This window comes from Ignavibacteriota bacterium (assembly GCA_016707525.1).
Classification (GTDB): Bacteria; Bacteroidota; Ignavibacteria; order UBA10030; family UBA6906; genus JAGDMK01.
Genome location: JADJHP010000010.1, coordinates 107,399 through 129,617, shown reverse-complemented (window position 1 = coordinate 129,617; position 22,219 = coordinate 107,399). Strand labels below are relative to the sequence as shown.

The 22,219-nt window shown below is 61.2% G+C and carries 16 protein-coding genes and 2 pseudogenes; all 18 read right to left on the bottom strand.

Features of this window, described 5'->3' with window-relative positions; genetic code table 11:
• Window positions 1–7: 7 nt before the first annotated feature.
• A complete protein-coding gene (locus tag IPI01_16070) occupies window positions 8–388 on the bottom strand; it encodes a phosphomannose isomerase type II C-terminal cupin domain (protein MBK7259285.1) in 381 nt (126 codons plus the stop codon).
• Complete coding sequence (locus tag IPI01_16065) at window positions 385–957, bottom strand: cupin domain-containing protein (protein MBK7259284.1); 573 nt, start codon at window positions 955–957, stop codon at window positions 385–387. The genes IPI01_16070 and IPI01_16065 overlap by 4 nt, the downstream gene beginning before the upstream one ends.
• Complete coding sequence (locus IPI01_16060; protein ID MBK7259283.1) at window positions 944–2,725, bottom strand: class I mannose-6-phosphate isomerase; 1,782 nt, start codon at window positions 2,723–2,725, stop codon at window positions 944–946. The genes IPI01_16065 and IPI01_16060 overlap by 14 nt, the downstream gene beginning before the upstream one ends.
• A complete protein-coding gene (locus IPI01_16055; GenBank protein MBK7259282.1) occupies window positions 2,725–3,669 on the bottom strand; it encodes an ROK family protein in 945 nt (314 codons plus the stop codon). The genes IPI01_16060 and IPI01_16055 overlap by 1 nt, the downstream gene beginning before the upstream one ends.
• A 3-nt stretch (window positions 3,670–3,672) precedes the next feature.
• Complete coding sequence (locus IPI01_16050) at window positions 3,673–5,070, bottom strand: sugar porter family MFS transporter (protein MBK7259281.1); 1,398 nt, start codon at window positions 5,068–5,070, stop codon at window positions 3,673–3,675.
• 535 nt (window positions 5,071–5,605) lie between these two features.
• Window positions 5,606–6,806, bottom strand: a pseudogene (locus tag IPI01_16045) (MFS transporter).
• Entirely contained in the window at window positions 6,803–7,363 is a 561-nt protein-coding gene (locus IPI01_16040; protein ID MBK7259280.1) for a cysteine hydrolase, read from the bottom strand. Before IPI01_16040 ends, IPI01_16045 begins: the two are co-directional and overlap by 4 nt.
• Window positions 7,364–7,516: 153 nt before the next feature.
• Window positions 7,517–8,360 (bottom strand): annotated as a pseudogene (gene dmeF, locus IPI01_16035) (CDF family Co(II)/Ni(II) efflux transporter DmeF).
• A 123-nt stretch (window positions 8,361–8,483) separates the two neighbouring features.
• A complete protein-coding gene (locus tag IPI01_16030; GenBank protein ID MBK7259279.1) occupies window positions 8,484–10,964 on the bottom strand; it encodes a glycoside hydrolase family 95 protein in 2,481 nt (826 codons plus the stop codon).
• A 2-nt stretch (window positions 10,965–10,966) separates the two neighbouring features.
• Window positions 10,967–11,152 (bottom strand): hypothetical protein, encoded by a 186-nt coding sequence (locus IPI01_16025; protein ID MBK7259278.1) that lies wholly within the window; start codon window positions 11,150–11,152, stop codon window positions 10,967–10,969.
• A gap of 88 nt (window positions 11,153–11,240) precedes the next feature.
• Window positions 11,241–12,257, bottom strand: a complete 1,017-nt coding sequence (locus IPI01_16020; protein ID MBK7259277.1) for a tetratricopeptide repeat protein — start codon at window positions 12,255–12,257, stop codon at window positions 11,241–11,243.
• Window positions 12,258–12,342: 85 nt separating this feature from the next.
• Window positions 12,343–12,747, bottom strand: a complete 405-nt coding sequence (locus tag IPI01_16015) for a hypothetical protein (GenBank protein MBK7259276.1) — start codon at window positions 12,745–12,747, stop codon at window positions 12,343–12,345.
• A gap of 385 nt (window positions 12,748–13,132) precedes the next feature.
• Window positions 13,133–13,918, bottom strand: a complete 786-nt coding sequence (locus IPI01_16010) for a hypothetical protein (GenBank protein ID MBK7259275.1) — start codon at window positions 13,916–13,918, stop codon at window positions 13,133–13,135.
• Window positions 13,919–14,036: 118 nt separating this feature from the next.
• A complete protein-coding gene (locus IPI01_16005) occupies window positions 14,037–15,113 on the bottom strand; it encodes a glycosidase (protein ID MBK7259274.1) in 1,077 nt (358 codons plus the stop codon).
• A gap of 47 nt (window positions 15,114–15,160) precedes the next feature.
• Complete coding sequence (locus IPI01_16000; GenBank protein ID MBK7259273.1) at window positions 15,161–16,255, bottom strand: family 43 glycosylhydrolase; 1,095 nt, start codon at window positions 16,253–16,255, stop codon at window positions 15,161–15,163.
• A 37-nt stretch (window positions 16,256–16,292) separates the two neighbouring features.
• Window positions 16,293–18,746, bottom strand: coding sequence for a glycoside hydrolase family 2 protein (locus IPI01_15995; GenBank protein MBK7259272.1), 2,454 nt, complete (start codon window positions 18,744–18,746; stop codon window positions 16,293–16,295).
• A 254-nt stretch (window positions 18,747–19,000) separates the two neighbouring features.
• Complete coding sequence (locus IPI01_15990) at window positions 19,001–19,339, bottom strand: T9SS type A sorting domain-containing protein (GenBank protein ID MBK7259271.1); 339 nt, start codon at window positions 19,337–19,339, stop codon at window positions 19,001–19,003.
• Window positions 19,320–22,157 carry a LamG domain-containing protein gene (locus IPI01_15985; GenBank protein MBK7259270.1) on the bottom strand — a complete coding sequence of 946 codons (2,838 nt, stop codon included), beginning with the start codon at window positions 22,155–22,157 and terminating at the stop codon, window positions 19,320–19,322. The genes IPI01_15990 and IPI01_15985 overlap by 20 nt, the downstream gene beginning before the upstream one ends.
• Window positions 22,158–22,219 lie beyond the last annotated feature (62 nt).

Here is a 22,219-nt window from a genome sequence, read left to right as displayed (position 1 = left end):
CGGCCGGTCAGCGCCGGTAATCGTCCGCATACCGCGTGATGTCCTCCTGCTGCCAGTTGCCGAAGGCAACCTCGAGGACACGGACACTCTTCTCCCCCGTGCACGACAGCCGGTGCTTCTCGTTCGCACGGATCCAGATCTCGTCCCCGGCCCGGCACGCGCGTTCTTCTTCACCCACCTGCACCACGGCACCGTCGTCGATCACGATCCACAGTTCTCCGCGGCCGCTGTGCGACTGCAGACTGAGCCTCTGCCCCGGCAGGACGGTCATCAGGCTGACCGTGCATTCCTTGTTGTGCGCATACTGCCGGAACGACCCCCAGGGCCGTTCCACATACGACGGTTCCGGTTTCTCCGCCGGGATGGGCTTGGTGACGTAGTTGGTCATGCCTTCTTCTCTCTCGGGAGCATCACGGGTTTCCCTTGCCGTTCCACGACCACGCACGAGAAATTCTTCAGCGCGATCGTGGAATAGTCGTGCCCCGCCTTCGCGGGATAGATGCCGATGTAGGTCAGAGGTACCGTGCCGGTGTTCATCGTGCGGTGCGCGGTGCGGCCGGGAACATACACCACCTTCCCCGCGCCAAGCGGTACCATGCGGCTGTTCCCGCCATCCTCATCTTCGAGGAGCATCATCCCCTCTCCTGCCAGACCGCAGTAGACTTCCGCCGCGTCCCGCCACGAATGCAGATGCCCCTTGGTCATGTAGTACTCGTCGCCGATCTTCCCGGGCATGATCATCCCGACGCCATAGTGGAGGTCGCCTTCGCCCGCACCCGGCTCCACACCGGAGACCGTATAGATGAGCGGGTTGCCGGCGGCCGCGGCACGTTCGAACGCCGCACTGTCCGCGAAGCATCCGCGCAGATCGTGCAAATGCCGCTGCGTCAGCGGCGCGCCGTCGATCACCCCTGTGGCCGGATCGAACTCCGCCAGGATCTTCTCAATGTCCTTCATCGCCGGTCCGGACGTATGCTTTGATGGTGCCACAGGTCTTCCCTATGGAAGGCCCGTGGGGGCGGATGGTATACACGCCGACAGAGGCCGGGATGATGAAGGTTTCGGCGTAATGCACAACGAAGGGCTCGAAGGCATGCGCCGGGCTTTCCACGATCGCTTCCTCGCCTTCAATGAGGTTGAGCACGTTCACGCCGCCCTTCGTATCGTGCGGCGCCATGCCCGAGAACCAGTGACGGCGGGTCTCGATGAACTCGCGCTCATGCAGCCCCGTACGCTCCTCCCGCCACCCGTGTCCGCTGCCCAGCACCTGCGTCACGTTCACAAGGTTCTTCTTCACCCACGCCGTGGTGCGGTCCCACTGGATGTTCGCCACACCATGGTTCAGGTGCACCGGCCGCGGCTTGCCGTCGAGTCCCAACCGCGCCCAATCCCACATCTTGAACGTGAAGATGTAGGGCGTTGCGCTGATCTCCAGCACCATCGAGTTGGCACCGGAGCAATGGACGGTGCCCGCAGGAATGAGGAAGTGATCATGCTTCTTCGCAGGCCAGCGGTTCGCATACTTCTCAGCATCGAAGATGAAACCGCCTTCCTGCGCCTTTCTCAGGTCGGCCACCATCGCTTCCTTATCCACGCCCTCTTTCAAACCAAGATAGACCGTGGCATCGGGACCGGTATCCAGCATGTAGTAGCTTTCGTCCTGCGTGTAGTGCATCCCGAACTGCTGCTGGATGTATTCGGTGAGGGGGTGCACCTGGAACGACAGGTTGCCGCCGTCCATGGTGTCCAGGAAGTCGAAGCGGATGGGGAACTCGTCGCCGAAGCGGCCGTGCACGGCATCGCCGAGCAGTTTCCGCGGCTGGTCGAACACGAGGTCGATGGACGGCAGTTCGATCACCGCGTCGCCGATCCCGAGCAGGAGGCTGTTCTCTTCCGGCACGCAATCGAAGCACCATCCGAAGTTCTTCACGCTGCGGTCGAGGTCGCAGACTTCCTTCATCCACTGTCCGCCCCAGGGGGCGGGATCGAAGAGCGGCACGACCCGGAACGGACGCGTGGCGGCATGCCGCAATCCGCGCCGCACGGCCTCGCCGTCGGCGAGTTTGGGTTCATCCGCACTATGCGTGTCGAGCACGTAATCCCATTGCGCCATCAGCGGGCGCTTCCAGCGGTCGCTTACCCGCCAGTCCACGAAGAACGCGCGTTTATACTGCACACCGGTGGATGCGGTCGCATTGGACACGCCGAGATTGGACGCCGCGTTACGGCGGTAGCGGAGTTGCGCCTCCCACCGCGCGAGATCGGCATACACGAACACATCGCCATTTGCGATGAGCCGGGCTCCGCAGCCAACGATGAGCACGAGCCCCTCGCGCACGGCCGCGACCTTCTCCTTCATGGTCTGCACAGCAGCAGGGTCGAAGAACTGCGGGAGTGTGAGGTTCGTCAGATAACCGAAGACAGGATCATTCCCGCCGAGGAACGGCGCCACCAGCCGGTCGATCGCATCCGGAGGCAGCATGGCCGTGCGCACATCGAGCGTGAGCGCGGGCGCGAGGCGTGAACTCAATTCGCGGATCACCGCATCTTCATCGACGCCGGTGTAGCACTCCACCACGAGGATGCGTTTGGGAGATGCAACCCTGCCCAGGGCAGCGGAGAGCTGTTGCGCAACAGCGTTCCAGCCGGTCCAACTGAGGCCATCGCTCGAGGGAACATCGACACAGGGGAATTTGTCGTAACCGGTCGTTCGCATACGTGCCATCATTGTGGGAACTGATCCTGAAGAAGCCACTCACCCGCCACCAGCGCCGCCGTATCGCCCAGCGCTGTCGGAACGATCGTCACCTTCCCCCACGGCGTGTTCGCGTGCCGTTCGACGTACGAACGCACCGCCGGGAGGATCACATCCGCGCTTGCCATGATGCCGCCGCCGATCACGAACAGTTCGGGGTCATACACATGGACAAGGCTCACGACGAGGGAGGACCACACCTGCAGGCTGTGTTCGCGTACGGCGAGGGCACAGGCATCGCCCGCGGCCGCGTTGCGGAACACCGCCGCAAAATCCAGCAACTCTTCCCGCGCCAGGGCGCTGCCGGGGAATGCCGGATGCGCACGGGCGACATCCGCGAGCACTTTGGTGGAAGCTTCAGACTCCGCGCAGCCGATGTTGCCGCAGGGGCAGGGCGTGCCGCCGTACTTCACCGTGATATGTCCGCCGAGGATCCCCGCCTGACCGTGCACGCCGCGCACGAGGCGCCCTTCCATCACGGCAGAGACACCGAGTCCGGTGCCGAGCGTGATCATCACCATATTGTCGCATCCGCGTCCGGCGCCGACGCGCCATTCGCCGATACAGGCCATGCGTGCATCGTTCTCGATGGCAAGCGGCTTGTCGAATTCTTCCCGCGCCCATGCGCGCAGGTCGAGCGTCGGCATGTCGCGGAAGCGGCCGTACTCCGCGAGGATCCGGCCGGTCTTCACATCCACGATGCTGGGCACGGACATGCTGATGCCGCGGCACGACGCCAGCGGCAGGTCGTTCATCCGGCAGATCCCGCGCAGCGCCGCGGCGAGGTCCGGCAGGCGCACGGCGAGCGGACCTTCCGAGCGCGACGGGATGCTGTCGTGCGCGAGCACCTTCCCGTTGTCCACGATGCCGAATTTGATGCGGGTCGCGCCCGCGTCACAGACCAGGACGGCCATGCATCAACCCTTCAGCCACGAGTGTTCGATCTCTTCCAGCGTGCGGCCTTTGGTCTCCGGCACCTTGAAGATCGTGAAGACCAGCCCCGCGAGTGCGCAGAGGCCATAGATATAGAACGTGTTCGCCGGGCCGATGCCTTCGATGAGCATCGGGAAGGTCTGCGACACGACATAGTCCGCGCCCCACAGGAACAGCACCGCGATGCCCATCGCCTGTCCGCGCAAACGCGTGGGGAAGATCTCGGAGATGATCACCCACGTCACCGCGCCGGTGGATGCGGCGAAGCCGATGAGGAAGACGATGATGGCGGCGAGGAGGACGTACGGGTTCCCCTGCATATGATAGAGTGTGCCGACGAGGGCGAGGGCGACCACCTGCACGCTGACGCCGATGATCAGCAGGGTCTTGCGGCCGATCTTATCGATGAGCGCGATGGCGCCGAACGTGGCGAGCAGGTTCACGAGTCCGAGTATCACGGTGCTCAGGAATGCCTGGTCGGCCCCTGCGCCCGCGGTCTTGAAGAGTTCCGGTCCGTAGTACATGATGGCGTTGATGCCGCCGAACTGGCTGAAGATCGCGAGGAGGATGCCGATCATCATCGCGGTGCCGAAGCCGCCGCGGAAGAGTTCCGAGACCTTGCCGGATTCTTCGCCGAGTGCCTGTTCGATCTGGTCGAGTTCGCGTGCGGCGGCCTCTTTGCCGCTGATGCGTGCGAGGGTCACCTCCGCTTCGGCGCGGCGGCCGCGCTTCATGAGCCAGCGCGGACTTTCCGGGAGCGGGATCAGCAGGAGTCCGAAGATGACCGAAGGGAGGACGAGCACGGCGAGCATCCATCGCCATCCGTAGGCGGTGTTCCAGGATTCCGTCATGCCGTTCAGGATCACATCGGGCTGGGTGGTGCCGTACTGCTGGATGAGCATGTTCACGAAGAACGAAACGAGGATGCCGACGACGATGGCGAGTTGATAGAGCGAGACGAGGCGTCCGCGGCTCTTCTCCGGCGAGATCTCCGCGATGTAGAGCGGCGAGAGCACGGAGACGGCGCCGATCGCGAGTCCGCCGAGGAGCCGGCTCCAGGTATAGAGCGTCAGATCGGCGGCGAGTCCGGAGCCGATGCCCGACAGGGCGAAGATAGCGGCGCAGACGAAAAGCATGGGCTTGCGTCCGAACCGGTCGCCGAGGGGTCCGCCGACGGCGGCGCCGACCATGCAGCCGATGAGGAGGCTGGAGGCGGCCCAGCCGGTCATGTCGGCCGCCAGGTGGAAATGATCCTTCAGGAACCCGATGGCACCCGAAATAACGGCAGTGTCGTAGCCGAAGAGGAGTCCGCCGAGTGCGCCGCTGCCGGCGATCAGTGCGAGGTAAGCCGCTGAGCCGCGGTCGGCTGTGTCGTGGTGCATGGGTCTGGTTCCGGAGTTGGAAATGAGGACAGTTACGGAATATCCCCCAAATTCCCTCAAAATGCAAACTTCCGGAGCGAAAGAACGATAAGAAAAGCAGGAACCGGAACGCGAAGAGGATATTCGTAGCGATCCCGCGCCGGCATGCTACTGATCGATCCCTTCATGCAGGACGAGGATCTCTCGTATCAGTCACAGACCTTATACAGCCTGATGTTCCTGAACGTGCATGATGACATGCGGAGGTCAACGGCCTCACCATCCGGGGTGAAGAACAATCCCGGCAGATGCTCTGTAAGGCGGAAATCCTGGACGTCCCCTTGAAAATGCAGCCATCCGTTCCTGACCAGAACATTATAGAATCTCTCTCCTGCCCCGAATCGTTTCCGTATAGGAGCCGACCTGACCATTCATCGTTGCCCGGGCCCTGTGGCTCATTGCCGGGACTACCCAGGCACCATACTGTTGGGGCGGTGCATGCACCTGTCGTCGCGCAGCTTGCAGGGGCGCAGTATGCTGCACACTACACCGACAGTCAGGTCCTCTGTTGCTTCGTGGACAGTATGTAGAGTCCCAGGAGCGCAGTGTACACCACCAACAGAAAAACCGGGATGACCTCCAGTGAATACCAACGGGCCAGGACGCGCATGAGTCCGGGAATGACGGCCATCCCCAGGCCCGTCGCTGCCGTCTGCATCCCGATCGCATTGGCCGCGTGTTTATCTCCGACCCGTTTCCTTGTCCCCGACATCATCGCCGGGAAGATGGGTGCAATGGAAAGGCCGATGATCGCCACCGCCACCACGTTGGCCATCTCGGAGGGGTTCCAGATAAGCAGCCCCGTTCCCAGCAGCGCTCCGATCAGCCCGCCGAAGACGAGCGTGTTGACGCCCACCCGGCTTGCGACCACTCCCGCCGTTATCCTTCCCATGGTGAACGTGAACCAGTAACTTCCGGCGAAGAATCCCGCCGTCGTTGTGTCCACTCCACGGGATTCGGTGAGCAGGCTGTACGTCCAGGTGCCAAGCCCGCCTTCTGCTCCCACATACAGAAAGAACAGCGCCATGCTCAGCCACGCCTGCGGTTTGCGCATCGTGCTGCCGAGCGGGGTCTTGTAATCGGTGAGTTTCTTTTCCGGCCCGCTGTTCGCGTACACGCTGTGCCGGTCCCAGATGGACAGGGTAATCATGAAGCAGGCCGCCAGCCCGAGTTGAGAAAGTCCCACCACCTGGTAACCGAACCGCCAGGTGCTCAGGGCCGTCAACCCGAAGGTCATGATGATCGGGCCCAGGGTTGTCCCGACGCCCCAGCTGGCATGGAGCCACTGCATCATCCCTTCGCCAAAGTGCGTGGCGACATACGTATTGAGCCCTGCATCGGATCGCACCCGCTCCCAGGCCTGCGAACGCTCCGAGGGCGATCATCATCCACCACTGCGGGACCAGCGTATAACCGACGAGTGCCAGCCCGGTGAGGAAACAACTTGCGGCAAGTACGCGGCCGACACCCATTCGTGCAAGCAGGAATCCGCTGAGGAAGCTCGAGGTCATGTACCCGGCAACACTGGCGATCAGAAGCATGCCGATCGCATCCAGAGGAACGGCAAAGCCGGTCCGGATCGATGGCCAGCCGACGCCGAGCAAGCCGTCGGGCAGGCCGAGCGCCACAAAGGCGATGAAGGCCAGTACGATGAGGCCGAGTTGAGGGTGGCGTCTTGCGTGGGTCAGGATACTCATGTGGTGGGCTGGAGGCCTGCGCAGAGTTCACGCGCAGAAAGCACCCTGGCAAAAAGGCCGTTGAGCGCGGCGAGGTATGCGGCGTGGACGCCCGCCGCCTCAACGTGCACACCGTTGAACGACAGGGCTTTCGTCGCACAGGCGTCGTGTGCGAGAGAGCACGAGAAGCCGAGATCAGACGCCGCGCGCGTGGTGGTATCGACGCACATGTGCGTCATCATCCCGGCGATCATGAGTTCTTTGACCTCCCGATCGCGAAGCAGTTCAAGAAGCGGTGTGTTCCGGAAGCTGTTGGGAAAGTTCTTCTGAACGATCATCTCTCCGGCTGCGGGACGAACGGACTCATGGATCGCCACGCCTGGCGTATCGGGGAGGAAGAACTTCGCCCCCGGTCGGACCGACACGTGTTGGATGTGAACGATGGGATACACTCGTTGGCGAAAAGCAGCGAGCAGTGTCGCTGCCTGTGCGGCAGCGGCTTCAGCGCCAACGACCTCCATCGCCCCACCGGGGAAATAGTCGTTTTGAATGTCGATGAGGAGAAGTGCGATAGCCATTGAGACCCGTGTCACAATATTTGTATCGTTGCGATCACCATCATGCCGTCTTCGATGTGTTCGCTCTTCCGGACGTCGGCCTTCTTACGCTCAAATACATCAAGCACATAGGCCGGATATCCCTTCTCCCCATGTTCTTCGTGTCGTTTGCCACTATCCGCATTGATTGATCTCCACGGTAACATGAACGATCTCTTCGTGAATGCTCAGAGCCGTCCTGACACGCTCAGGCGTAAGTGCGGCATCATGCGTAACAATGACCAATGCCGCAGCATAGGCACCCTTGCCAACCCGCCACACATGCAGATCGGCCAACCTGGTGCCGCTTTCTGACGAACCCGTGTCGATCACCTCACGGATCTCTTCCACCACGCCATGATCCATTTCCCGATCCAGCAACACCTTGCCGGTGTCGACGATCAGGCCGCGTGCCCACACGAGGATGAGCCCCGCACCGACGATGCCCATCACAGGATCAAGCCACGCCCAGCCCAACAGCCAACCACTGGCGATCGCGCCAATGGCCAGGACCGATGTCGCGGCATCCGCGATCACATGAAGATATGCCGACTTCAGATTGAGATCATGGTGCACGTGATCATGACCCCCATGATGGTGCTCGTGCTGATGGTGGGGGCCACCGAGGATGTATGCACACAGGAGATTCACCGCCAGGCCAAGAGCTGCAACGAGCATCGCCTCCTGGTAGTGAATGGGCTTCGGAGAGAAGCCGTTCAATGGAACCGGAAACCATGATGGCGGCTACCACGACCAGAAGAATGGCACTCGTATACCCCGCCAGTATCTCGATCTTCCATGTACCGAAGGCAAATCGCGGATCATGAGCGTAGCGCCGCGCGGCAACGTACGCGAACGCACTCAACCCGAGGGCCAGGGCGTGCGAGCTCATATGCCAGCCATCGGCCAGCAATGCCATGGAGTTGTACCACCAGCCCCCCACGATCTCGATCACCATCATGAGGAGCGTTATCCACATCACCGCCTTGGCACCGCGCTCCGCCAGGGGATCTCCGGTATCGAACACATGACCGTGTTGCCACCTGGAGAGATCATGCGTATGCACTTGGCAGGAACTCCTCTCCGGACCGGACACCTTGATTCATTTCGACTTGCCTTCCCTGTTTCCTCTCCCGGCTGCGCGCTCTTCAAGGCTGCCAGTGAGAGAGAATCGTTGACCGGCGTTCGTCTTCACATGGAATGTACGTCCGCCGTAGCACACCTTCAATGGGCTGCCCGCGAGAGAGACGATCTCACACGATGTGAGCTTCCCCTCGTTCCATCTGATGTCCACTTCAAAGCCCCCACGCGCCCGCAGCCCTTTCACCTCGCCCTCCGTCCAACCGCCCGGAAGGGCCGGCAATACCTGCAGGACGAATCCCTTTCCTTCCCTGGTATGACTCTGCAACAACATTTCGGCGATGCCCGCTGTGCCTCCAAAATTGCCATCGATCTGGAATGGCGGATGCGCACAGAACATGTTGTCGTAGGTCCCACCTTCGCTGGAATAGTCGAAGCCATAGTTCTTCACCGGCCGGAGGAGGCCCTTCAACAACCGGTACGCCCGGTCGCCGTCCCTGAGCCGCGCCCAGAAATTGACCTTCCATGCGAGCGACCAACCGGTGCCTATGTCGGTCCTACGCTCCAGGGTCTGTCTCGCGGCGGACGCAAGTTCGGGGGTTGTTTCCGGGTCGATCTCGTTTCCCGGATAGAGCATATAGAGGTGCGATACATGCCGGTGTGTCGGCTCGGTTTCCTTGAATTCCTCCGGCCACTCCATGAGCCGGCCATCCGAACCGATCCGCGGCCGGGCGAGCTGTTCACGTGCGCTCTTGATCTCCGCAAGCAATGGGTTCGATTCGTTGAGGGCCGCAGCCGCGGCGAGCACGTTGGTAAAGAGTTCGTGGATGATCTCCTGATCGTGCGATGGCCCCATGCTGACAGAAGCCCTTGTTCCGTCGGGCGCGATGAACGCATTCTCCGGGGAGGACGACGGGCCGGAGACCAATGCGCCCGTACGGGGATCCTTGACCAGCCAATCGAGATAGAAGCGGGCCGCACCGGTCATGACGGGGTACACCCTCCGCAAATACTCCCTGTCCATGGTGAAGGCGTAATGGTCCCACAGATGTTCACAAAGCCATCCTGCTGCTGCCACGTGCATTCCCCAGCCGGGATGCTCGCCGGGCGAGGTATATCCCCAGACATTCGTGATCGGATGGACGACCCATCCTTGCGCATGATACTGGACCGCAGCAGTTCGTTCTCCGGGGCGCACAAGCGACTCGATCAGGGAGATGAACGGACCGTAGCAGTCCTGCAGATTCGTGACATCAGCCGGCCAGTAGTTCATCTGCACGTTGATGTTGGTGTGGTAGTCGCCGTTCCACGGGGTCTGGATCCCGTCGGCCCAGATCCCCTGCAGATTCGCCGGCAACGAACCCTCGCGCGACGACGAGATGAGGAGATGCCGCCCGAACTGAAAATAGAGTTCCACCAGGTGTGGGTCATCCGGATGCGTTGCCTGATTCGCCAGCCTGATGTCGGTCGGCACGGTGTCAACATCCGCGCACTTCAGATCCAGATGAACCCGCCCCGCGAGTGCAGCGTAGTCTTGTATATGCCGTTCGAGCAGCGTCTGATATGTTCGGGATGCTGCACGCATCACATGGTTCAGAGACACTCCGACAGGATCGGCTGCGCGAAGTTCCGGTGCATCGGCACGATAGTCGGTTGCTGCGGTCAGGATGAGTGTCGCACCATCCGCCCCCGACACGACAACAGCACTGTCACGATACCGCACGGTGCCACCATCGGGGATCACCTTCAGGTGGGCGGCGTAGCGCATTCCTTCGCCGCCCTTTCCATCCTTCATGCTGCCGGTCATGACGAGCGCATCACCAGATCTGCGGGTCGCAAAGCGTTCCGGGCGCTGCAACGCCGCCGAAAAGGACACGGCTCCTTTTCGGTCTGCTGTCAGATGCATCACCAGTGCCCGGTCAGGATAACTGGCGAAGATCTCGCGCGTGAAGGTTACTCCTTTCTGTCGGTAGGACACCGTGACGACACCCCGATGCAGATCGAGTTCACGGCAATACTCCTCGAAAGCGTTGGTCTTTCCGAAGTCGATCCAGAGGTCGCCGAGGGTTTGATAGCTGCCGTAAGGAAGCTCCGCGCCCAGCGCGGCTCCGGACCCGGGGCCCTTGCACACCTGGGTCCTGAGCGTCAGGTCCGTTGCTTCACGGTACTTTCCCTGGAAGAGCAGCTGTCGGATGCTGTCGAGAGCGGGATACGCATTGGGATTGTCGCTCTGCTGCGGACTGCCGGACCAGAGGCTCTTCTCATTCAGCTGGATCCGTTCCCGGTTCACATCGCCAAAGACCATGGCACCGAGGAAGCCGTTACCGACAGGAAGGGCCTTGAGCCATTCCGGGTTGTTCTGCCCGTGGCCGGTGTCGGCAGGCATTGCCGTTGCCGGGTGACTGTACCACAATCGCAACGGATGCGTCGATGCAGGCGTACCACCGGGGCAACTGGACCCGAGGATGACAAGAAGCAGGATTGACCGTTGAAGAGTTCTCATTCTTACCCCACCTTGAATCCACTGAATGAAGCGATCACAATGACCACGAAGAGGGCGAATCCCGTGAGCACGCCCAGCGAGAAGCTAAGCCAGGGATTGGTCTCCGCCGCTGTCACCTGTTCGATCGATGCGAGAAGTACAAGGGAGAGGATCAACACCATCAGCATATATCTCAAGGCTCGTCTCATAGGGCCTTCCGTTCACGCCGGCGGATTACGCGACCACAGGATGCCTACGTGATGTCCACGAATTCTGCTCTTCAGGCGAGCGGACCCACTAGTGAAACATGTTCACATACTCAACGACTCTCATAAACTGTTCGTGAGGGAGGACAACCAGCACCGACGGATGCCGGCGCGCTGTGATCTCATAGAGGACGAATTCTTGAAAATACCCCGCGTCTATGATATCGCTGATGTGTTGGAACTTCTCCTTGTTGGGAAGCAGCATCACGATCGCCTCCTTCTCTTCCGGCCACACGATCGCCAGGGTCTCCCGGGGACGATCGAGCATCGATGCGGCATAACCGGGTTCGTATGCCCACACAGCCTTGACCATGGCATATCCCATCCATTCCAGGGAGGTCTGGATGCTGACCGTCTTGCCCTCTTTGGAGATCGTGTATTCAGGCGTGAACGCCCACTCCTTCCAGGGATGTTCGGCCATCTTCCGATGGTGCCGGATCGCCTTCTGAAGATTGGCGTGATTCACGTTCAGTACGTGCGCTATAGTGGCCTCTCTCGAAGCCGACTCCACGTCACCCATCCTGGCATAGGTATCAGCCAGAAACCAATGCGCATAGAAGTCGACAAAGTTGAGCTCGATGGAGCGCTCTAAGTTCGCCTTTGCACTGTCGAATTCCTGCATGCAGAAGTAGGCATCGCCGATCAGCGTCACGGCGTGCAGGTAGTCCGGCTGAACCTCAAGAAGACGCCTGTAGTGTACGATCGCCTCCGTGAACTTGCCGCCGCGGAAGGCTTCTTCCGCCCGGTCGAACACGGATCGGGCCTGTTCGGAGATCGAGAACATCACGAGAGAGAGGCCTTGCCCCGTCTTTTGCAGATACATTTGGTTTGACAGCACCATCGGGGAATCCGCGGGAGCAGCTATGAAGTCCGGACCGATCTCATACATCAGGTCGGAATCTTCCATGATCTTCATGATCTCCGCGGGTGAATGGAGGCGCACCTCTTTGGCCTCCTGGCTGAACGCGACCGCGGGCCACAATGCACAGAGAAGGACCACGACCTGAGATCGGATACCCGGGGACAGAACAGTGATAGCTCGGTTCATTGAATTGTCTTTCCATATGGACCCCCGCGTCCCGGACACGGAGTTTCTTTCACGGCGAAATGCATCCCGAGACTGTCCGCCACCATCACCCCACCCGGAATCCGCTGAAAGATACCAGGAGCACAACGGCGAACAACACGATCCCGCTCAGCACACCGAAGCCAAAGAAGAGCCAGGGGTTGGTTTCAGCGACGGTCACCTTTTCGATCGACGCAAAGGGAACGGCGCCGGCAAACTTTTCGCTCGACTTGTTGTCTCCCCGATCCCGCCTGCCGGTCCCGATCAGCACTTTCGAGCCGGTCGAATCGAGTCCGACCGAGTACTCCCCGCCGCTGAACCAGTAGCGGGACCCGTCCTTTGTCTGAACATGGATCTTCTCTCCATGCGATCCGGACAGACAATCCAGGTCACGGACCGCTTCCTGGAAACACCCGGGAAGCGAGACACCAAGGAACACCATGGTCACGATGAGCAACAATGATCGATGCATTGGATCCTCACGGACGACGATAAAGCATTGTGCCGACGCTGGCACCCTTCATGAAACACGAATGCCTCCCATCCATGATATTGGACAAGAGGCATATCACAACCCTTTGTTCCCCTGATAGTACGATACAAAGATACTACCGGGCCACGGGATTGTCAATGCGCGCGGACGGGCGGTGCATGCACCGCCCGCAACGGCATGTCCGGATGGAACCAGAACAATTGGATTGGACATATTCGGTGAGATACGGGGTGTAGGGGCGGTGCATGCACCGCCCGCAACGGCGTGTCCGGATGGAAGCAGAACAATTGGATCGGATATATCCGGTGAGATACGGGGTGTAGGGGCGGTGCATGCACCGCCCCTGCGGTCAGAAGGAGGAGATCTACAACGCGAACCCGATCATGGTGCGGATGAGGAAGCCATTCCCGGTGGTTGCCGGGAGTTCACGCAGCGCACTGCTCACACGGCTGCTTGTCGTGGCCCGGATGATCGCACCTCCACCGAGCGTAACATGCAAGGGTGTGCCTTCAATGGCAAGACTCGCGGTGGGTCCGACGAAAAGACGCGCCCCCCCTTCAGCCTCCTCATCGTCCCAGAAACCCTCGAGGTCCTGTCCGACCGCTTCGATACCGATGCGGAGCGATCGCGAGATGTCGTAGGATGCACCCATGGTGAACATGATATCCACGGCGTCCCTGTCGGAGGACAACGGTTTCTCCAACAGAACATTGCCATAGGCCATGATCGAGCTGAACCGCCGGCCGATCGATGCGCGGCCGAGCAGGACGTTCGTGCCACTGTACTCGTGCCTCAGACCCGCACCGGCGCGGAGATCGACGACATGGGCATCCGCTTTCAGCACACGCGCCAGGAGCTCCACATGCTGTGAAGAACGGCTGGTTGCTTCATGCATCGCCAGCCCGAAGTGGCCGAGCAACGTCCAGTCGGCCGTGATGTTTGCCTGCACCCCGATGCTTTGCTCCCAGGCATCACCACCCAGCGGTTCGAATGTCTGCTTCCCGTAGGCCGCCGCGTACTGCAGGAAGACACCGGGTTGTTCCGCCGAAGAGGGCGTGAAGGTGAAAAGGAACGGACGGTCCTGCGCGCGCAGCACGCCGGCCGCCATGAAAAGAAGGGCTGCCAGAAGAAGGCGGTTCTTCATATCCATAAGTGACTCCAACGGAACGTGAATTGGGAGAGTACGGTGGGTCCGAACGGGGATCCCTTGCTTGCTCCAATATACAAGGGAGACATGACTGAAACACATCCACAATGTTACTTTTTTGTCACGGAATCCTGAGGGAGGGCCGCGCGTTCAGGAATCGGTCCAGCTCCCCCCGTACGATCCGCGCACCCAGGATCCGTGTATCGGATCCCTGGTACGGAAAATACAGATCCCCTTCCCAGAAGTACGCGCCGCAGATGAAGACGACGTTGTTCACGCCGAGATCCTCGTCGCCAATCGTCTCCTGCGGCGTCTCCGGGCGCATCAACGGCTCAGCACGCAACACCACCGGGTCCGCCGCGTCCAGATCCACCAGCGCAATGCCAAGATCATACTCCCGCTTTCCCTTGGCATCCCTGTTCCCGATGTGATACAGAACAAGGTGGCTCCCATTGGCAAGCAGCAACGGCGGCGCTCCACCACCCGTCCAGACCTCCTTGAACGCCGGATCCGGCAACCACGGCAGCAGAACACCCCTGCTCTTCCATTCCCCGAACAGGTGCGTGCTCTCCGCCCAGTGCACCATCATCGCGTCCTTCCCCTCCATCGGACGGTGCAGCATCCGCCACGGCTTGTCGGGCATCGGCTCGAACAACATGCCGTTCTTGTTGTCGATCGTGTTGAAGTCGCCCCGCAGCACGCCGTGCTTTGTCCAGTGCACCAGATCGGTCGACGTTGCAAGGATGATCCGTACGCGGTTCGCGCCAGCTCCCGACGCATACCCGGTGTACACCATCATGTACTGGTTGCCCACCCGCGTGATGCGCGGGTCCTCGACGCCCAGGTCCTCATACGGCTCCTCCGGGCACATGATCGGTTCGGGCAGGCGAACGAGCAGACGGAGATCCGGTGTGAACAGCGCCAGGCCGAGCGTGGACCGTGTGTGATCCTTCTCAGCGGTCTTCGCCCCCTGCGCGCGGTACACCAGGGCTACCACCGCCCGTTCTTTCTGCACGATGGCTTTCGTTGCAGCATCCACGGGCAGCGCCTCTGCCAACTTCCCGATCCGCCCGGGTGTGTCCACAAGGATGCACGCCGTGTTGAAGACGACCTTGTTCTCCCATGGATGTCCGTCGTTCTTTTCCAGAACCGGGCGGCCGGCATGCAGCCGCTCGACGCGTGGTGCGGGTACTGTCATGTATTCCCCCATGGATGTGCTGATGGTCCCAACGGTATGCTCGCGTCCTACTGAAAAGGATTGGCGCAGTCCGCCTCTTCCAGGGCGCGCCAGAGTTCGGCCGTCTTGATGCGCGCGGCGAGCAGATACGTGTCCGCCCCGCCATAGATGATGTACAGGTCTCCCTTGTACTCGTACGAACCGCACGCAAAGAGAACGTTCTGCACTTGCAGCGACGATTCGGAGCGAAGCTCTTCCGGTGTCTCGGGCACCATGAAGTGTTCGATGCGCCCCCGCACGACGGAGCCCGGGTCCTGCTCGGACTTTGTCAGGTCGAGCAGCCCGGCGTCCAGATCGTATTCCATCGAGCCGTCAGCTCTGCTGTTCCCTGTATGGTAGATCACCATGAAGCGCCCGCCACCCAGCGAAACAGGCACCGACCCCGCACCGATCCACGATTCCGTGAATTGCGGATTCGGGAATGAACGCATGATCTGCCCGAGGTCCTTCCAGATCCCTTCGGGTGTATCGCACACCGCGAGATGCATCGCATAGTCCCTGTGCGCCAACCCGTCCCACCACGGACGGTGCAGGAACCAGTACTTCCCGTTGAATTTCTCCGGGAAGAGCACGCCATCCTTGTTCCGATTGGCGTTCACATCCCCTTTCATCGGCCCCAACTTCTCCCAGTGCAGCAGGTCCTTCGACCGCGCCGAACAGAGCTGCGTGAAATAGACGGTCGCCGGATCTTTCTTCAAACCGCAATAGATCATATAGAAGGTGTCGCCGATCCGCGTGATGCGCGGATCCTCAACCCCCAGCACATCGTCTCCGTCATCCATCGGATCGGGAAACATCACCGGTTCCTTGTACCGGTAGAGTTCACGGAATTCCGGCGTGAAGATCGCCAGGCCGATGAAACTGCGAACGAAGGGAACGCCGGGATCCTGTTCCGGCCGGGCACGGTAGTGAACTGCCACGACACCGTCGGCGAGCGCCGGGTCGTTGAGACGGAACATCGGAAGAAGCGTCTGGATGATCCGGTCATTGACCGTGGACCGATCCAGATAGACGGCGGCGGCGTTGAACGTCACCCCCGTTTCCCACCAGTTGACCGTCGGCGACACGACCGGCTTGCCGTTGTTGCAGCGTTCAACTGTCATGGGAATTGTTTTCATGGAGACACCTTGTGATCACCAGCTATGAATTGAGAGCGCGGGCCTTGATGGCCCGGCGCACAGCAGCCAGCGGCAACGCCGAGGTGAATTCCACCTCGCGCGTCTCCCCGGCATCCATCGTGAACCAGTTGTCCTGAAACTCCGCCTCGCCGCGGGACATGCTCAGCGCCACCGCCACGGCGGCGGCATTCGCCCGGATCCGCGCGCGGTAACGCCCGCGGGCAACGACGTGCACCGAACACTGGAGCCGCACACGCGCCAACGCAAGATGCTTTACCTCGACAAGAAAATGCCTGTTGGCGGCGATGGGCCGCCTCCCGACCACGATCTCCGCGGTCAGGGTCACGGTCGCCGGATCGGCCTTCATGAGGACGGACGCGGGGATCTGATACAGGACCTGCGAGGAATCGGGCGGCAACGCAACGGGTACGGACTGGCGCCACAGCGTCGCCCCCTTGAGCGTCCGGAGCTTCACCACAAGCCGTCCGTCGACCGCCCCATCACCGTCGTGCGTCCCCCACACAGAGATCATACCATCGTGTTCAGCGAAGGACACGAGGGTCTCTGCATAGAAACGTTTCGCATAGAAGTAGCCCGCCTTGGGACGAAGGTCGCTGTCGATCACCGCCCAGCTCGTGACCGGCCAGCAATCGTTGAGCTGCCAGAACAGCGAACCCGCGGTGCGATACTTCCTCCTGCGCCAGTGCTCCACGCCGCAGCGGAGCGCTTCCGCCTGCAACAGTTGTCCGGTGTGGAAGTACGACTCCCAGTCCGCCGGCACGGGGAAGTGCGCGGCCATGAACCGGTACATGCGCTCCGGCCCTTCCACCTGTTTGTTGTGATGCTCCATCACCGCCGACTGCGGTGTGCGGTCCGCCGGATCCATGACCCGCTCCATCGTGCGGCGGTCCGGCGGCGCCTGGAAACCGAACTCCGCCATGAACCGTGCATTGACCTTCCGGTAGGCCGTGTAGTCCTTCCAGAAGCTCCACACATCCCATTCGTGGTGGTTGCCGTTCCCCTCGTCGTTCGGGAACCCGTCGCCGAACGGCGTGCTGCGCCAGTACGGACGGGTCCCGTCCAGCGCCTGCACGACCTGCGGGAGGAGGTCGCGGAAGATCGTGGCACCGCGCATCTTGTCCGGCACGCTGCCGGGATGATTGGTGCAGTACCCCCATTCGCATTCGTTGTTGCCGCACCAGAGGACGATGGAAGGGTGATTGCGGAGCCGCAGCACCACCTCTTCCGCTTCGTGCTTCACTTCCTGCAGGTACGATGGATACTCCGGATATTCGGCGCAGGCGAACATGAAATCCTGCCAGACCATCAGGCCGAGCCGGTCGCACGTCTCGTAGAAGATCTCTTTCTCATAGATCCCGCCGCCCCAGATGCGGATCATGTTCATCGATGCATCCTTCGCCATCGTCAGCAGGCGCTCGTAACGCGAATCCGGAATGCGGGGGACGAAGGTATCCGCCGGGATCCAGTCCGCCCCCTTGCAGAAGACCTTCCGCCCGTTGATCTCGATGATGAACGACCGCCCTTCCTCATCCTGCTCCTGCACGAGACGCACGGTCCGTACGCCGAAGACCACGCGCACCGTGTCCAGCACCGTGTCGCCGGTACGCAACGTGAACTCCGCTGTGTACAACGGCTGCTCGCCGAGACCGTTCGGCCACCAGAGCTCCGGGAACGGCAGCATGCAACTGAGCAGCACGCCATTGCCTTCCACCGGCGACTGCGTCCTGACTTCCTCGCCCTGCCCGGTGATGCGGACCTCGAGCTGCCCCCTCTGCCCCTCCATACCCTCCAACCCCGTGCTCAACACCAGCTTCGCACCTTCCAAGGCAAGTTCGTCCACGCGTACCGCCGGGTGGCGCAGGCGCGGACCCGACCAGGCCTCGATACGGAGGGGTAACCAGATACCGGAGGTCGTCAGCTTCGGACCCCAATCCCAGCCGTACGAGTACTGGGGTTTGCGCGTATAGACCCGTTCCGTGACAAGCGGGACCTCGAGCTTGCCGTGGGTCTGTTCGAGGGCGCGGGCCGTGACCTCCGGAGAGTCAAAGGCGATCTCGATCTCATTCTTGCCGGCGACCAATGCGCCACGCACATCGAACCGGTGGCCGATGTACATATTGGAAGACGTGCCAACCCGCGTTCCGTTGATGCTGACGCTGGCGAAGGTGTCCAGCCCATCAGCGACGAGAACAATGTTGCGCTCCTGAAGCAGATCCTCCGGCACGCGGAAGGTGGTGCGATAGATCCACCGCGCCATATCCACCCACTGCACATCCAGTTCCTGCTTCCGGTGGAACGGATCAGGGATCTTCCCGGCCGCCATGAGGTCCGTGTGCACCGTCCCGGGTACCACAGCGGGCATCCATCGTGTTACATTGCGAACGCTCCCCGGTACCACGCCTTCAGTGTCATCACAGCGGAATTGCCATGCGCCAGTCAGATCGATGGACTTCATTGGAGCTGTCTCCTGTTTTCTGTTTCTATTGCTGTTTCTGGTTCTGGTTCTAGTTCTGCTTCTGCCGTTGGATCTGATTCTGCTTCGCCGTTGGTTCTGATTCTGATTGTCATTCTGATTCTGGGCGGGTTCTGGTTCTGCTACTGATACTACTATTAATACTGATTCTGTTACTGTTACTATTACTGTTTCTCATTCTGCTTATGCCTCTGGAGCTCGTACGCTCTCATGAGCATTGACCGCTTCAACCCTGCTCATCGGAGGAGCAACATCCGAACGCTTTCCACATGATCCCCTGCCGTGAAGCGGCAGAGATACACGCCGCTTGCGGCCAGGCGTGCATCGAACGTCACCGCATACCGGCCGGGAGCATACATACCGTGCGCGAGCCGGGCCACCTCCCTGCCGAGGATATCATACACCACCACACGCACATCCTGCATGCGCGCCTGTCCGGCCTCACCGCCTGCACTCTCCTTCCCCACAGTGAACCCGATCACGGTGGAAGGATTGAAAGGATTCGGATAGGCTCCGGTGAGGCCTGTACGCAGTGGCAGGTCGCCGCCGGGCGATTCATGGACGCCCGTGGACACCCCGTACCGGTCTCGTATCTGCGCCGGCATCATGGCAAAATTGAAAATGGCGATGTCGTCGATGACACCCGCGAAGTTGTAATTGGCGTCCGTCGGCAGCATCTGCCCCACCATCAGATCGATGGCCGGTGTCAGCATCCGCCCCGTCAACGGGATACACTTCCAGATCGGTGCCGTTGAACACGCCGGCGACGTGATAGTATGTCCCGGAGGCGGCCACGGTACGCGAATCCACATCCTTCACGCCAACGCTCGTCTTGACGGTCCACCGTATCCTCCGCTCCGGCGTGAGCGAGATCTTCCATCGGTTCTGCCAGCTTCCGTGAGAGATCAGGAACATCTCTTTGTTGGCGGCGATCCCGGGTTTCATCCAGAAGCTCACCGTGATGGCGGAGTCGCAGTTCAGGACCGCGCTCTCCGTCACACGCAACGCACTGCTCGCCCCGTTGTACCCGCATGCATGCCCCGCCGTTCCGTCGCGGTCGGCAACGAATGTGATGTCTGTGCCATGCACCTGGCCGTTGGAACCGCTCACATCCGCCAGTGTCCCGTTGCACGGGATGTTCAGGATGCAACTCCCTGAGCCGGTCTTCGAGAGGTCGCGCACCGGTACCAGCACGCTCTCCGCATCGGCGCCGCCCACGCTATTCTTCACCGAGCACACAATATACACATTCTCCGCGGTTTGTGGAGCGGTCCACACGGCGGTCGATCCGGCACCGGTGATCGATCCCGCACTCGCGCGCCACGCGTAGCTCAGGAGTGCACCGGAGTCCTCGGACGCCTGGCAGGTGACCGTTGCCTGCGCACCGAGGTCGACTTTGCCAGGTACCGCAACGATCGACCGTATCACCGGCACCGACAGCGCTGAATCCACCACGCCGATGTTCACCTGGCCGGTAACACTGTCGCCCTGCGCATCCACGACGGTACAGGCCACAACGTATGTCCCCTTCACCCCGGGGGCCTTCCATGCAACGCTTGCACCGCTGCCGGCAAGATCCCCGGCCGAAGCGGTCCAATGATACGACAGCACATCGCCATCCCTGTCCGTTGCCGTACAGTACAGCGCCGCTGTTCCATTGAGGAAAAGAAGCGATGGCGCTGCACCCATCCCTTTGATGCGCGGGCGGTGGACGCCAGGAATGTTCGCCGAATGAAAATCGACGACGACCCCGTTCACCTTCATCCGCTCTTCATCGTAACTCACCGCACCGCCGGCGGGCGTGATGACCGCAACGATGGCGCCGCGTGCAGGGATCGTGACCGTTGCGGCACCCGTCGCCCCGCGCACCACGAACGCCCTGGCAGCCGCATCATAGACGTCCGCATTGCCAGCACCAACGGCCAACTGCACACCATGCGCGATACTGTCGGGGTTGTACAACAGGTACGACGGATAGGCCGGCGCATGAAAATGATCCGTTGCCAGAAGGTCCAGCTTCAGGATGCCACGCACTTCCGTTGTGTCGATGATCGCTCCGAGAATGCCCGCATGGGAAGAGCTGTACAGCGACAGATTCGTCGGCGCCCATCCACCGGCAATGGCATCACCGGTCGCATACGGCGCCACCGTTCCCGCTCCGCGCTGGCGCAGTGCCTCATACGCTATGACCGACGCCGGATCGTACTGCCGCGACCATGCCCTGCTGTCCTGGTTCGCATCCGGCAGGTAGTCGCCATAGAACAATCGCGATGCATTCGCCGCGTTCAGGGCCCACCTGCCGATCGCCCGCGCAAACCGTGCATCATACCGGACCAGTGGCACCAGCGCCCCGATCTGCTGGAAGGTGTTCATCGCGAACGCATAGTCATTCGAGCCGTTCACCTCGCCGATCAGCCCTGCGCAATCGTAACTGCCCCACCTCCCGACCGTCGCCCCCCAGCTCCGTATCGGAGAGATGTCGAAACACCAGTTCACCATCTTTTCCACATCGAACGCGGTTCCCGCCTCCGCGTTCATACGCGCTGCAAGAGAGGTGCCATAGGCAAGCTGCAATTCATACGCGGGATTCGTCATGTAGGCGTTGAGCTCCTCCATGCAGAGTTCCGCGCCATACCGGTATCGCGCATCACCGGTCACCACCCAGGCATGATACAATATCCATCCGATGGATCCGCCGGCTTCCGGCTCATGCGGCATCGCATTGTTGGGGGTCATGGTCGACAGATGCCACCCCCGGTGCTCGAGCCCGGGGTGCGACCACGGCGCAACGGAGCCACCCATCGCCGTCACCGCCTGCAGCCAGCGCTCCGCCACACGCGTGAACTGATGCGCCTCGTCTCCCGCACCCGGGTACTTGCCCGCGAGTTGGTAGAAGAAGACGTTCGGCATCACATCATACCACCAGTCCGATCCGCTGTTGGATGCCGGAGAATTGAGATACACATCCTCCGCCGGACGGTTGTTGAAATACTCCTGGCTCATCACCACCCAATCGCGGCCGTTCTGGCTCCGCTTGTCGATGCCGTTGAGCACGCCGCTCAGGACGGCGGGAAGGACATTGATCGCCTCGCCGCTCTCCGACCGGTCATCGCCCACGTAGGAGTGGAGGCCGAAGCTGGTCGTACCCGGGTAATTCACCGTGCCGGTGTTCAGGAACACGAGCGGCAGATACTGTCCGGTACGGTCCAGGTCGAAGGCCAGCGAATCGTAACCGCGGGCCACCGACTTCCAATCGCGCATGAGATACGGCGACGGCATGGCGGGCATCTGCTCGATGCGGGGGATGGCGATCTGCTGCGCTCGCGCCGGAGCGAGGCAGAGCGGGACGGCGGCCAGCAGAAGTCCTGCTGCTATGTACCTCGGTCTGAACACGATCCTCATCCCTCTTCTGCCCTCGATGCGCCCACGCCCGTCATTTGTCTCTCCCACCTCGA

What these genes read in the sequence shown, in the direction of transcription:
- IPI01_16070 (MBK7259285.1), bottom strand. Translation starts at nt 388, where the DNA reads ATGACCAACTACGTCACCAAGCCCATCCCGGCGGAGAAACCGGAACCG.
- IPI01_16065 (MBK7259284.1), bottom strand. Translation starts at nt 957, where the DNA reads ATGAAGGACATTGAGAAGATCCTGGCGGAGTTCGATCCGGCCACAGGG.
- IPI01_16060 (MBK7259283.1), bottom strand. Translation starts at nt 2,725, where the DNA reads ATGGCACGTATGCGAACGACCGGTTACGACAAATTCCCCTGTGTCGAT.
- IPI01_16055 (MBK7259282.1), bottom strand. Translation starts at nt 3,669, where the DNA reads ATGGCCGTCCTGGTCTGTGACGCGGGCGCGACCCGCATCAAATTCGGC.
- IPI01_16050 (MBK7259281.1), bottom strand. Translation starts at nt 5,070, where the DNA reads ATGCACCACGACACAGCCGACCGCGGCTCAGCGGCTTACCTCGCACTG.
- IPI01_16040 (MBK7259280.1), bottom strand. Translation starts at nt 7,363, where the DNA reads ATGGCTATCGCACTTCTCCTCATCGACATTCAAAACGACTATTTCCCC.
- IPI01_16030 (MBK7259279.1), bottom strand. Translation starts at nt 10,964, where the DNA reads ATGAGAACTCTTCAACGGTCAATCCTGCTTCTTGTCATCCTCGGGTCC.
- IPI01_16025 (MBK7259278.1), bottom strand. Translation starts at nt 11,152, where the DNA reads ATGAGACGAGCCTTGAGATATATGCTGATGGTGTTGATCCTCTCCCTT.
- IPI01_16020 (MBK7259277.1), bottom strand. Translation starts at nt 12,257, where the DNA reads ATGAACCGAGCTATCACTGTTCTGTCCCCGGGTATCCGATCTCAGGTC.
- IPI01_16015 (MBK7259276.1), bottom strand. Translation starts at nt 12,747, where the DNA reads ATGCATCGATCATTGTTGCTCATCGTGACCATGGTGTTCCTTGGTGTC.
- IPI01_16010 (MBK7259275.1), bottom strand. Translation starts at nt 13,918, where the DNA reads ATGGATATGAAGAACCGCCTTCTTCTGGCAGCCCTTCTTTTCATGGCG.
- IPI01_16005 (MBK7259274.1), bottom strand. Translation starts at nt 15,113, where the DNA reads ATGACAGTACCCGCACCACGCGTCGAGCGGCTGCATGCCGGCCGCCCG.
- IPI01_16000 (MBK7259273.1), bottom strand. Translation starts at nt 16,255, where the DNA reads ATGACAGTTGAACGCTGCAACAACGGCAAGCCGGTCGTGTCGCCGACG.
- IPI01_15995 (MBK7259272.1), bottom strand. Translation starts at nt 18,746, where the DNA reads ATGAAGTCCATCGATCTGACTGGCGCATGGCAATTCCGCTGTGATGAC.